We start from the raw sequence: 12,029 nt of genomic DNA on the forward strand, positions 1-12,029 counted from the left end.
CGCGACGTCTTCTATCGGGCGTCCGTCAGTGGGGTGAGGCGGGTGGCGACCGGGGCCTGGCGGGCTTGCGGGATCTGGGCCGCCCGCTCAAGTCCGAAGGTGGTGAAGGACGTTCGGGTGGGCAGGGGGTAGGGGTCCTTGCCGGTCACGGTGTTGAGGATGGTGGCGCTGCGCCAGGCGGCGAGGCCGAGGTCGGGGGTGCCGACGCCGTGGGTGTGGCGTTCGGCGTTCTGGACGTAGAGGGAGCCGGTGACGGAGGGGTCCATGACGAGCCTGAACTGTTCGTCGACGCGTGGGCGGTCGCGGCTGTCGCGGCGCAGATAGGGGTCGAGGCCGGCGAGGATGCGGTCGAGGGGGCGTTCGCGGTAGCCGGTGGCGAGGACGACGGCGTCGGTGGTGAGGCGGGAGCGGGTGTTCTGCTCGGTGTGTTCGAGGTGGAGTTCGACCTTGGTGGTGGCGACGCGGCCCGCGGTGCGGACGCGGACGCCGGGGGTGAGGACGGCGTCGGGCCAGCCGCCGTGCAGGGTGCGCCGGTAGAGCTCGTCGTGGATGGCGGCGATGGTGTCGCTGTCGATGCCCTTGTGGAGCTGCCACTGTGAGGTGACGAGGCGGTCGCGGACGCCTTCGGCGAGGCCGTGGAAGTAGCGGGTGTAGTCGGGGGTGAAGTGTTCCAGGCCGAGCTTGGAGTACTCCATGGGCGCGAACGCCTCGGTGCGGCCGAGCCAGTGCAGGCCCTCGCGGCCGGTGGGGCGGTCGCGCAGCAGGTCGAGGAAGATCTCGGCGCCGGACTGTCCGAGGCCGATGACGGTGACGTGTTCGGCGGCGGCGAGGGACTCGCGGTGGGCGAGGTAGTCGGCGGCGTGGATGACGGGCACGCCGGCGGCCTCGACGAGGGGCTTGAGGGGTTCGGGGATGTAGGGCTCGGTGCCCACCCCGAGGACGATGTTCCTGGTGTAGGAGCGGCCGAGGGCCTCGGCCTCGCCGTCCGCGTCGAGCTGGGTGAAGTCGACCTCGAAGACGTCGCGTTCGGGGTTCCAGCGCACGGCGTCGACCTGGTGGCCGAAGTGGAGCCCGGGGAGGTTCCCGGCGACCCAGCGGCAGTAGGCGTCGTACTCGGCGCGCTGGATGTGGAAGCGCTCGGCGAAGTAGAACGGGAAGAGCCGGTCGCGGGCCTTGAGGTAATTGAGGAAGGTCCAGGGGCTGGCGGGGTCGGCGAGGGTCACCAGGTCGGCGAGGAAGGGGACTTGGATGCGGGCGCCGTCGATGAGCAGACCCGGGTGCCAGTCGAAGGCGGGGTGCTGTTCGTAGAAGACGGTGTCGAGTTCGGCGAGGGGCTGGGCGAGGGCGGCGAGGGAGAGGTTGAAGGGACCGATGCCGATGCCGACCAGGTCGCGGGGTGCGTCGGGCTCGTGGGGGTGGGGCGGGGTGGGGGTGCTCATCGGGGGGTGGTTCCTTCCACGAGGTGTTCGACGAGTTTCAGCAGGGCGGCCAGGTCGCCGGGCCGGGAGTGGGGGTTGAGGAGGGTGGCCTTGAGCCAGAGCCGGCCGTCGAGGCGGGTCCGGCCGAGGACGGCGCGGCCGGTGGTGAGGAGCTGTCGGCGGGTGGTGGCGATGGCGTCGTCCGTCGCGTGTGCCGGGCGGAACAGGACCGTGCTGATGGTGGGGCGGTCGTAGAGCTCGAAGCCGGGGTGCGCGTCGAGGAGTTCCGCGAACTCGCGGGCCCGGTCGCAGACTTGGTCGACGAGGGCGCCGAGCCCGGTCCGTCCCAAGGTCTTCAGGGTGACGGCGATCTTGAGGACGTCGGGGCGGCGGCTGGTGCGCAGGGAGCGGCCGAGGAGGTCGGGGAGGCCGGCTTCGGTGTCGTCGTCGGCGTTGAGGTAGTCGGCGTGGTGCTGGAGCGGGGTGAGGTCGGTTGCGTCGCGGACGGCGAGGATGCCTGCGGCGACGGGCTGCCAGCCGAGTTTGTGCAGGTCGAGGGTGACGGTGGCGGCGGCGCTGAGGCCGGTGAGCTTGGCTCGGTGCCGGGTGCTGAAGAGGAGGCCGCCGCCGTATGCCGCGTCGATGTGGAGGCGGGCGCGGTGAGCTTCGCAGACTGCGGCGATCTCGGGGAGGGGGTCGATGAGGCCGGCGTCTGTGGTGCCCGCGGTGGCGGCGACCAGGTGGGGGCCGGGGAGTTCGGTGAGGGCGGCGTCGAGGGCTGCGGGGTCCATCGTCCCTGCGGGGGTGGGGACGGTTACTGGCTCGGGTAGGCCCAGGAGCCACGCGCTGCGGGGCAGTGAGTGGTGGGCGTTGGTTCCGCAGATCAGGCGGACGTTGGCGCCCAGGGACTCTCTGGCCAGGAGAAGAGCTACTTGGTTGGATTCGGTGCCACCTGTTGTGACCAAGGCTGCGGGTGTGTGGGGGCTGGTCGCGCAGTTCCCCGCGCCCCTGGGGAGCTGACCGTAGACCTCGTTGGCAAGTGCCCTGGTCACCAGTGCCTCAAGCTCGGAGGCTGCCGGCGCCTGGTCCCATGAGTCCAAGGACGGGTTGAGGACCGACGCCGCCAAGTCTGCTGCCGCTGCCACCGCCAAGGGCGGGCAGTGCAGGTGCGCCGCGCACAGCGGGTCCGCCGGGTCCGCCGAGCCCTCCGTCAGCGCTCGCACGAGGTGCCGTAGCGCCTCCTGGTCACCCTCCTGCGGGACTACGTCGCCCACTGCCGCCCGTAGCCGTGTCGCCACCGGCTCCGGGCCGCCCTCCGGCAGCGGTCCGCCCCGCAGGCGCGTGCCCTCCCCCAGGGCGTCCAGGACCGTGTCCAGCAGGGGGCGCAGGGCGGCTGGGTCCGACGCGAGCGGTGGGGTGCTCATGGTGTGGGTCCTCCCGGGCGCGGTGGGAGTTCCAGCTTGTACGCGGATGCGTGCGCGCGCCCGAGAAGCCCAACGATCGGAACCCGAAAGGGGGTACGTCCGTACGGGTGGGGTCCCCCAGCTGGGAGACCCCTGCTGTTACGCCTGCCTCACCCGCAACGCCCGCCCCAGATCATCCAGTTGGTCGGCGAGTTTGCGGCGCAGTGCCGGAATCGGCTCGGCGTCGCTCAGGCACCGCTCTCCGAAGCGCAGCGTCTCCGCGTCGACGGCGTGGGCCGGGAAGGCCCAGCGGCCCGCGGCGTCGGCGATGGCGGGGCCGCGGCGGGCGGCGAGGGTGACGGCGTCCTCGAAGAAGCGGGGGACGTAGTCGCGGACGAGGTCGGCCTGTTCGGGCTGCCAGAAGCCCTGGGCGGTGGCGGTGAAGAGGTAGTTGGAGAGGTCGTCGCCGCCGAACATCGCTTCCCAGGCCTTGGCCTTGGCGTCCGCTTCGGGCAGGGCGGCGCGGCAGCGGGCGGCGCCTTCCTGGCCGGTGGCGGAGGGGTCGCGGGCGAGTTCGGCGGCGATGGCGGCCTCGTCGGTGGCGCCGAGGACGGCGAGGCGGGCGAGGACGCGCCAGCGCAGTTCGGGGTCGAGTTCGGGGCCGCCGGGGACGGTGCCGTCGGCGAGCCAGGCGGCGATGGTGTCGGGGTGGGCGGCGACGTCGATGAAGTGGCGTACGGCGATGAGGCGCAGGCCGGGGTTGTCGCCGTCCTCGGTGCGGCGGATGAGGTCGCGGCACAGGGAGGTGAGGGTGGCCAGGGCCGCCGGGCGTTCCTCGGGGGTGACGTAGCGGTCGGCGATCTGGACGGAGGCGAAGGCGAGGACGCCCTGGACGAGGGCGAGGTCGGTCTCGTGCGGGAGGTGGGCGCGGGCGGCCTCGAGGTAGGCGGCGGGCGGGAGGTCGCCGTCGCGGACGGAGTCGCGCAGGGCGTTCCAGACGACGGCCCGGGTCAGCGGCGAGGGCAGTCCGGACAGGCCGGCGGTGACCGTCTTGAAGGACTCGGCGTCGAAGCGGACCTTGGCGTAGGTGAGGTCGCCGTCGTTGAGGAGCAGGAGGGCGGGGCGCTTGCCGACGGGCAGCGGGCCGTCCGTCTGCGGGACGTCGAGGTGCAGGCGTTCACGCAGGACGAGGTGGCGGCCCTCGTCGGCTGCGTTGTCGGCCAGGGCCCGGTCGTAGAGGCCGACGGCGATGCGGTGGGGGCGGCTGCCGTCGTGTTCGACCTGGAGGCTGTAGGTGCCTTCGTCGCCGGGGGTGACCACGGGGGTGAGGGTGTCGACGCCGGTGGTGCGCAGCCAGGTGTCGGCCCAGGCGTGGACGTCGCGTTCGGTGCCGCTGGCGAGGGAGTCGATGAAGTCGGCGAGGGTGGCGTTGGCGAACTTGTGCCGGGCGAAGTGGGTGTTGATGCCGGCGAGGAAGTCCTTCTCGCCGAGCCAGGTCACGAGTTGCCGCAGTGCGGAGGCGCCCTTGGCGTAGGAGATGCCGTCGAAGTTGAGCATCGCGGAGGCGGTGTCGGGCACGAGCTCGGGGTCGGGGGCGACGGGGTGGGTGGAGGGGCGCTGGTCGGCGTCGTAGCCCCAGGCCTTGCGGACGACACCGAAGTCGGTCCAGGTGTCGGTGAAGCGGGTGGCCTCGGTGAGGGTCTGGTAGCCCATGTACTCGGCGAAGGACTCGTTGAGCCAGATGTCGTCCCACCAGCGCAGGGTGACGAGGTCGCCGAACCACATGTGGGCCATCTCGTGGGCGATGACCATGGCGCGGGTCTGGCGTTCGGTGTCGGTGACGGCGGAGCGGTAGATGAACTCGTCGCGGAAGGTGACGAGTCCGGGGTTCTCCATGGCGCCGGCGTTGAACTCGGGAACGAACGCCTGGTCGTAGGAGTCGAAGGGGTAGGGCTCCTCGAACTTCTCGTGGTAGCGGTCGTAGCACTGCTTGGTGATCTCGAACAGTTCGCCGGTGTCCGTGTCGAGGTAGGGGGCGAGCGAGCGGCGGCAGTGGAGGCCGAAGGGCAGGCCGCGGTGTTCGGTGCGGACGGAGTGCCAGGGGCCGGCGGCGACGGCGACGAGGTAGGTGGAGATCAGCGGGGTGGGGGCGGCCTGCCACCGGCCGTCGCCGAGGTCGGTGGTGATGCCGTTGGCGAGGACGCTCCAGCCGTCGGGGGCCTTCACGGTCAGTTCGAAGACGGACTTGAGGTCGGGCTGGTCGAAGGCGGCGAAGACGCGCTGGACGTCTTCCATGAACAGCTGGGTGTAGGTGTAGGTCTCGCCGTCGGTGGGGTCGGTGAAGCGGTGCATGCCCTCGCCGGTGCGGGAGTAGCGCATGCTCGCGTCGACGCGGAGTTCGTGTTCGCCGGCGGTGAGGTTCTTCAGGGGCAGGCGGTTGCCGTCGAGGGTCTCGGGGTCGAGGGGCTGTCCGTCGAGGGTGACGGAGCGTAGGTCGGCGGGCTTGACCTCGACGAAGGTGTCCGCGTCCGTGCGCGCGGTGAAGCGGATGACGGTCTTCGAGTCGAAGGTGTCGTCGCCGGTGGTGAGATCGAGGTCGATCGTGTACCGGTGGACGTCGAGGAGGGTGGCACGGGTCTGCGCTTCGTCGCGCGTCAGTACGGACATGCACGACATGCTGCCTGATGGTGCGGGTACGGCACAGGGGCGGATCGGTACGCGCCTTATGTCCGGTCCTGTTCGAGGTTGCCGGTGTGCGCCCCTTGTGCGCGTTGCAGCGGGACGCGGGGGTCCGGGTGGGACAGCGCGGGGCGGGAGAGGCGGCCTGCCGGTTCGGGGCCGTCCTTGACGAGGGCGCGCAGGGCGCGGTTTTCCTCTTCGAGGGCGAGCTGGCGGCGGTGGGCGTCGAAGAGGTAGCGGACCTTGGTGCGCAGGGCCCAGGGGTCGATGGGTTTCATGACGAGGTCGGCGACGCCGAGGCCGAAGGCGGTGGCGGTGAGTTCCTGGTCGGGGCCGAAGCCGGTGAGCAGGACGACGGGGATGTGCTGGGTCTGTTCGACGCGGCGCATGTAGCGGACGACGTCGAGGCCGCTGACGCCGGGCATGCGGACGTCGAGGAGGAGCAGGCCGACCTGGCCGCGCAGGACCTGCTTGAGCGCCTCGTCGCCGCTGGTGGCCCGGCCGAGCCGGTAGCCCAGCGGGGCCAGGGCGCTCTCCAGCGCGTACAGCGTGTCCTCGTGGTCGTCGACGATGAGGATCTTGGCATCCGACGGCATGGCCCGACGTCCCTCCCGCATGGGACAACCAGCTTATGTCCGAGACGCTGACCGTGTGTGCCCGCCAGCTGACAAGGAGTGCACAGCGCAGCATGCCCCTGCGGGGGGTGTTCTGTCACGCCCTGGGGGCGTCTGCCGAGGTCAGTTCGCTGTGGGCGTGGCGCCGTTGACGGCGTCGTCGGCGATGCGCTCGTGGTGGCGGATCACTTCGGCGATGATGAAATTGAGGAACTTCTCAGCGAAGGCCGGGTCGAGTTTGGCGTTCTCGGCGAGGTTGCGCAGCCGTTCGATCTGGCGGGCCTCGCGGGCCGGGTCGGCGGGCGGCAGCTGGTGTTCGGCCTTGAGGTGGCCGACCTGCTGGGTCGCCTTGAAGCGTTCGGCGAGCATGTGGACGACGGCCGCGTCGATGTTGTCGATGCTGTCGCGCAGCCGGGCGAGTTCCTCGCGCACGGCGGGGTCGACGTCACCGGTACCGGGGTTGCTGGTGGTCATGAGCGTCCACCCTACGGTGCCCCGGTGGCGGGGATGATCGGCGGATCCTCCGGGTCGGGTACCCGGTCGCTCCAGCCGCCGGGGACGACGCGGCCCTGTCGGGCGCGGAAGCGGACGGGCGGGGTGCCGACGCGGCGGGTGAACAGGCGGGAGAAGTAGGCGGGGTCGTCGTAGCCGACGCGGCGGGCGACGGCCGCGACGGGGAGTTCGGTGGTGGCGAGGAGTTCCTTGGCGTGGCCGAGGCGGATGCCGAGGAGGTAGTCCTTGGGGCTGCATCCGGCGCCGCGGCGGACGGCGGTGCGCAGTTCGGCGAGGGTCATGCCGTGCCGGGTGGCGTGGTCGGCGACGGTCATCGGCTTGAAGGCGTCGCGGGCGAGGCTCTTGAGGACCTGGTCGCCGTCGGGGGTGAGGTCGGCGCGGGCGCGGCGCAGGGCGACGAGGAGTTCGTGGACGGCGGCGCCGGTCTCGACTTCGAGGAGGGGGTTGTCGCGGCGGGCGGCGCGGGCCGTGCGGCCGATGACGGCGCGTGGTCCGGAGGCGTCGGAGAGGGGCACGACGGGGCGGTCGGGCTCGATGTAGCCGAGTTCGGTGTAGGAGGCGGTGGCGGGCCCGGTGAAGTCGACGAAGCCCTCGTCCCAGCCGGTGTCCGGGTCGGGTGCGTAGTGGTGCGGGACGCCGGGGGTGAGCCAGAGCAGGGCGGGCGCGGTGACGGTGGTGCGGCGGCCGTCGGGGTGGTCGTACCAGCCGTGGCCGGTGCTGATGACGACGGCGACGTGGTGGTCCAGGACGCGGGGGCCGACGGTGGGCAGGGCGCCGTACTGGAGGCCGACGCCGAGGCAGACCAGGCCGAGGCGGTGGTGGGCGGGGCCGGGCGTGAAGAACCGCATCCAGGTGTGGTACGTCATCGCGTCCCTCCCTTCGGTCCAAGCCCGGTCGGTCCTACGGTCCAGGCCGTGCCGATCCTTCGGTCCAAGCCCCGTCGATCTTTGTCCATGGACCGTGATCGGCGCCAGAGGTGAGGGTGGGCGCATGAGCGAGTTCACGGTCGGCGACGACGACTTTCTGCTGGACGGCCGGCCGGTGCGGCTGCTGTCCGGCGCGCTGCACTACTTCCGGGTGCACGAGGCGCAGTGGGGGCACCGGCTGGCGATGCTGCGGGCGATGGGCCTGAACTGTGTGGAGACGTACGTCCCGTGGAACCTGCACGAGCCGCGGCCCGGGGTGTACGAGGATGTGGCGGCCCTCGGCCGGTTCCTGGACGCGGCCCGAAAGGCGGGGCTGTGGGCGATCGTGCGTCCTGGCCCGTACATCTGCGCCGAGTGGGAGAACGGCGGGCTGCCGCACTGGCTGGCGGGGCGGGCGCGGACGAGCGAGGCGGTGTATCTGGGGCAGGTGGAGCGCTGGTTCGGCCGGCTGCTGCCCCAGATCGTGACGCGGCAGGCGGACCGGGGCGGCCCGGTGATCATGGTGCAGGTGGAGAACGAGTACGGCAGCTACGGCTCGGACGCGGAGTATCTGCGCCGGCTGGCGGCTCTTCTGCGCGCCCAGGGCGTCAGCGTCCCGCTGTTCACCTCGGACGGCCCCGAGGACCACATGCTGACGGGCGGCTCGGTTCCCGGGGTCCTGGCCACGGTCAACTTCGGTTCCCAGGCCCGCGAGGCCTTCGCTGCCCTGCGCCGGCACCGCCCCTCCGGGCCGCTGATGTGCATGGAGTTCTGGTGCGGCTGGTTCGATCACTGGGGCGCCGAACACGTCGTACGGGATCCGGCGGACGCGGCGGCGGCGCTGCGGGAGATCCTGGAGTGCGGCGCGTCCGTGAACCTGTACATGGCGCACGGCGGGACGAGTTTCGCGGGCTGGGCGGGTGCGAACCGGGGTGGCGGCGAGCTGCACGACGGTGTGCTGGAGCCGGATGTGACGTCGTACGACTACGACGCCCCGATCGACGAGTTCGGGCACCCGACGGAGAAGTTCTGGCGCTTCCGTGAGGTGCTGGCGCGGTACGCGGACGGCCCGCTGCCCGAACTTCCCCCGCTGCCGCCGCAGTTGGCCGAGCGGGCGGAGGCGGACCTCACGGCGTGGGCGCCCCTGACGGAGGTGCTGGAGACGCTGGGCGGGCCGGAGTCGGTGACCGCGGTCCCGCCCACCTTCGAGGAACTGGACGTGGACCGGGGGCTGGTGCGTTACGAGGTGACCGTGCCGGGGCCGCGGCAGCCGTACCCGTTCCTGGCGCGCGGGCTGCGGGACCTGGCGGTGGTGTACGTCAACGGGGAGCGGGCCGGGGTGCTGACGGAGCGGGACGAGCGGCTGAGGGAGCCGGTCGCCGGGCACGCGCGCGTGGAGCTGTGGGTGGAGTCCCTGGGCCGGGTCAACTACGGTCCGCGCAGCGGGGAGGCCAAGGGGATCACCGGCGGGCTGCTGCACGAGCGGCAGTATCTGCACGGGGTACGCGCGCGTGGGCTGCGGCTGGACGCGCTGGACGACATCGGGGAGGTACGGCTGCGAGGCCTTCCCGAGGACGGTGCCCCGGGCCTGTACCGGGGGACGCTCGACGTCCGCGGGTCCGGGGACGCGCTGCTGGAGCTACCTGGCTGGACCCGCGGCTTCGTGTGGATCAACGGGTTCGATCTGGGCCGCTACTGGTCCGTGGGTCCGCAGCGGTCGCTCTACGTGCCCGGCCCGGTACTGCGGGAAGGGGTCAACGACGTGTGGGTCCTCGAACTGGAGCGGGCGGCGTCGGCGCCGTACGTCAGGAGGCGATGACCTCGTAGAGTGGAGGCGGGTTCTCGGCGTCTTGGGGGTAAGGGCGTGGCGAACGACGGGCCGGTCGAGCACGGGTATCCGCATCTGGAGACGGTGCGGGCCGCGATCACCGCGCTGTGGAAACGGCTGTCGTACGACACCGTCCAGACCTTCGCGACCAGCGTGGCCCCGGCCGATGTGGCGTTCTGCGACACGGACGATCTCCATCTGGGCGCGCAGCGGGTGGCGCGCGAGATGGTGCGGCACTATCGGCTGCCCGATGCCCGGATGATCGTCGGCTTCCGTGAGATGACGCATGCGGCGAACGTGGAACTCGCCGCCGGGCCCGAGTACTTCATCGAGCTCAACGACCGGTTCCGGACGCATCGGCGGGACATCGGGGCGGCGCTGGCGCACGAGGTGATGCATGTGTATCTGCACCGTCTCGGGCTGTCCTTCCCGGGCACGCGGGACAACGAGATCCTCACGGACACGGCGGCGACGTACCTGGGTGCGGGGTGGCTGCTCCTTGACGCCTATCGGGAGGACTCCGCGTCCTCGCAGAAGCTCGGGTATCTGACGCCGGAGGAGTTCGGGTACGTGCTGGCCAAGCGGTCGCTGGTGTTCGGCGAGGATCCGTCGGTCTGGTTCACCAGCCCGCAGGGCTACACCGCGTACGGCAGGGGGATGGCCCGGGCGCGGGAGGACGAGCAGCAGCCGCCGTTGACCGCGGCGGGGTGGGCGGGGCGACGGCGCTACGCGCGCGAGCGGAAGCAGGCGGCCACCGCTCCGGCCGGGGTGCCGTACGCGTTCAGTCCGGACGGGGGCGGGCGGCTGCGGGTGTCCTTCCCCTGTCCGACCTGCCACCAGAAGATCCGGGTGCCGGTGCAGGGGCGGATGCGGGCGCGGTGCGGGGTGTGCCGGACGGTGCTGGAGTGCGACACGTGACCGTGCCGCCCGCCGGGGCAGCGTCGCCCGCAGTGCGCGCATCCGCGTCCTACGCTCCGTAGACGGCTCCGGGTTCCTCCGCGCGCGCCAGCAACTTCCGTACGGTGTCCCCGACTTCGTCCGGAGCCCAGCGCTCCCCCTTGTCGGCGCTCGGGCCGGGGCGCCACCCTTCCATGACCGTGACCCGGCCGCCCTCCGTCTCGAAGACGCGCCCGGTCACGCCCTCGCTCGCCGTCGATCCGAGCCAGACGACGAGCGGCGAGACGTTCCCGGGCGCCATCGCGTCGAACCCGCCGGCGGGTGCCGCCATCGTCTCGGCGAACGTGCGTTCCGTCATCCGGGTCCGGGCGGCGGGCGCGATGGCGTTGACCTGGACGCCGTAGCGGGCGAGTTCGGCGGCGGCGACCAGTGTCAGGCCCACGATCCCGGCCTTGGCGGCGCTGTAGTTGCCCTGCCCCAGTGAGCCCAACAGGCCTGCTCCGCTACTGGTGTTGACGATCCGCGCGGCCGGTGCACGACCCGCTTTCGACTCGCCCCGCCAGTACGCCGCCGCGTGCTTCAGGGGGAGGAAGTGGCCCTTGAGGTGGACCCGCAGCACCGCGTCCCAGTCGTCTTCGTCGAGGTTCACCAGCATCCGGTCGCGCAGGAACCCGGCGTTGTTGACCAGGGTGTCGAGGCGGCCGTACGTGTCGAGGGCGGTCGCGATCAGGGAGGCCGCCCCCTCGGTCGTCGCGATGTCTCCCCCGTGCGCGACCGCCTGACCGCCCGCGCCCCGGATCTCGTCCACGACCTGGGCGGCCGGGCTGTCGGCGGCGGGCCTGCCGTCGAGGCCGACCCCGAGGTCGTTGACGACGACCCGCGCCCCCTGGGCCGCGAAGGCGAGGGCGTGCGCGCGGCCGAGCCCACGGCCCGCTCCGGTGACGACGACCACGCGCCCCTCACAGATACCGCTCATCTCACGTCTCCCTGTTGGCGGTTGCGGCGTCCAGGAACAGCGGCCGCTCCCCGCCCCCGTGGACCAGGAGCGAGGCCCCGCTGAGGTAGCCGGCGGCGTCGGAGGCGAGGAAGACGGCCGCGCCGCCGACGTCGGACGGCTCGGCCAGGCGGCCCAGCGGGACCGTGCGCGCGACCGCGGTGATCGCCTCCTGGCCGCCGTAGTGCAGATGGGCGAGTTCGGTGCGGACCATGCCGACGACCAGGGTGTTGACCCGGACGTCCGGCGCCCACTCCACGGCCATCGAGCGGGCGAGGTTCTCCAGTCCCGCCTTCGCCGCCCCGTACGCCGCAGAGCCGGGCGAGGGGCGGCTGCCGCTGACGCTGCCGACCATGACGACGCAGCCCTTGGCGCGCTTGAGGTGGGGGTACGCGGCGAGGGAGACCGTGAGCGGGGCGAGGAGGTTGAGCTCGATCACGCGCGCGTGCCGTGCCGCGTCCGTGTCGGCCAGCAGTCGGTAGGGGCCGCCGCCCGCGTTGTTGACGAGGACGTCGACGCGGGGCAGCCCGGTGAAGAAGGCGTGCACGGCGTCGTGGTCCCGGACGTCGAGGGGCATGAACTCGGCTCCCTTGACCGGCACTTCGGGCGGGCGGCGGGCGCAGATCACGACCTCGGCGCCCGCCTCGGCGAAGGAGCGTGCGATGCCGGCGCCCACGCCCCGGGTGCCGCCCGTGACGACGGCGACCCTCCCCTTCAGCTCCATTCGCCGCTACCCTCCACCTAACAAACGTTTGGTGGAAAGGTAGCTGATGCTTCC

At 72.0% G+C, this 12,029-nt stretch carries 10 protein-coding genes; 2 read left to right on the forward strand and 8 right to left on the reverse strand.

The genetic code is table 11. From position 1 onward, the window contains the following. Positions 1–11: 11 nt before the first annotated feature. From ACIHIX_RS23305 to ACIHIX_RS23330, 6 genes are all read right to left on the reverse strand, one after another. The gene (locus ACIHIX_RS23305; RefSeq protein ID WP_399959119.1) at positions 12–1,439 is read right to left on the reverse strand and encodes a lysine N(6)-hydroxylase/L-ornithine N(5)-oxygenase family protein; all 1,428 of its coding nucleotides are present in this window, start codon (positions 1,437–1,439) and stop codon (positions 12–14) included. Next, positions 1,436–2,842 (reverse strand): pyridoxal phosphate-dependent decarboxylase family protein, encoded by a 1,407-nt coding sequence (locus ACIHIX_RS23310; protein ID WP_399959121.1) that lies wholly within the window; start codon positions 2,840–2,842, stop codon positions 1,436–1,438. The genes ACIHIX_RS23305 and ACIHIX_RS23310 overlap by 4 nt, the downstream gene beginning before the upstream one ends. A 138-nt stretch (positions 2,843–2,980) precedes the next feature. Beyond that, on the reverse strand, positions 2,981–5,488 hold the full coding sequence (gene pepN / locus ACIHIX_RS23315) for an aminopeptidase N (RefSeq protein WP_399959123.1): 2,508 nt from the start codon (positions 5,486–5,488) through the stop codon (positions 2,981–2,983). A gap of 56 nt (positions 5,489–5,544) precedes the next feature. Continuing rightward, entirely contained in the window at positions 5,545–6,096 is a 552-nt protein-coding gene (locus ACIHIX_RS23320; protein ID WP_399959124.1) for a two-component system response regulator, read from the reverse strand. A 141-nt stretch (positions 6,097–6,237) separates the two neighbouring features. Next, entirely contained in the window at positions 6,238–6,588 is a 351-nt protein-coding gene (locus ACIHIX_RS23325) for a chorismate mutase (RefSeq protein WP_329340312.1), read from the reverse strand. Between the two features lie 11 nt (positions 6,589–6,599). After that, positions 6,600–7,493: a helix-turn-helix domain-containing protein gene (locus ACIHIX_RS23330; RefSeq protein WP_399959126.1), complete on the reverse strand. Its 894-nt coding sequence runs from the start codon at positions 7,491–7,493 to the stop codon at positions 6,600–6,602. 124 nt (positions 7,494–7,617) lie between these two features. On the opposite strand from ACIHIX_RS23330, the gene ACIHIX_RS23335 reads away from it, so the two are divergent. Both ACIHIX_RS23335 and ACIHIX_RS23340 read left to right on the forward strand, forming a co-directional pair. Beyond that, on the forward strand, positions 7,618–9,351 hold the full coding sequence (locus ACIHIX_RS23335; protein ID WP_399959128.1) for a beta-galactosidase family protein: 1,734 nt from the start codon (positions 7,618–7,620) through the stop codon (positions 9,349–9,351). A 45-nt stretch (positions 9,352–9,396) separates the two neighbouring features. Continuing rightward, positions 9,397–10,278: a hypothetical protein gene (locus tag ACIHIX_RS23340; protein WP_399959130.1), complete on the forward strand. Its 882-nt coding sequence runs from the start codon at positions 9,397–9,399 to the stop codon at positions 10,276–10,278. Positions 10,279–10,327: 49 nt separating this feature from the next. Here ACIHIX_RS23340 and ACIHIX_RS23345 read toward each other — a convergent pair whose 3' ends face one another. Then, positions 10,328–11,233 carry an SDR family oxidoreductase gene (locus ACIHIX_RS23345; RefSeq protein ID WP_399959132.1) on the reverse strand — a complete coding sequence of 302 codons (906 nt, stop codon included), beginning with the start codon at positions 11,231–11,233 and terminating at the stop codon, positions 10,328–10,330. A gap of 1 nt (position 11,234) precedes the next feature. Continuing rightward, positions 11,235–11,975, reverse strand: a complete 741-nt coding sequence (locus ACIHIX_RS23350; protein WP_399959134.1) for an SDR family oxidoreductase — start codon at positions 11,973–11,975, stop codon at positions 11,235–11,237. Positions 11,976–12,029 lie beyond the last annotated feature (54 nt).

It is taken from the genome of Streptomyces sp. NPDC051913 (assembly GCF_044593635.1).
Lineage (GTDB): Bacteria > Actinomycetota > Actinomycetes > Streptomycetales > Streptomycetaceae > Streptomyces.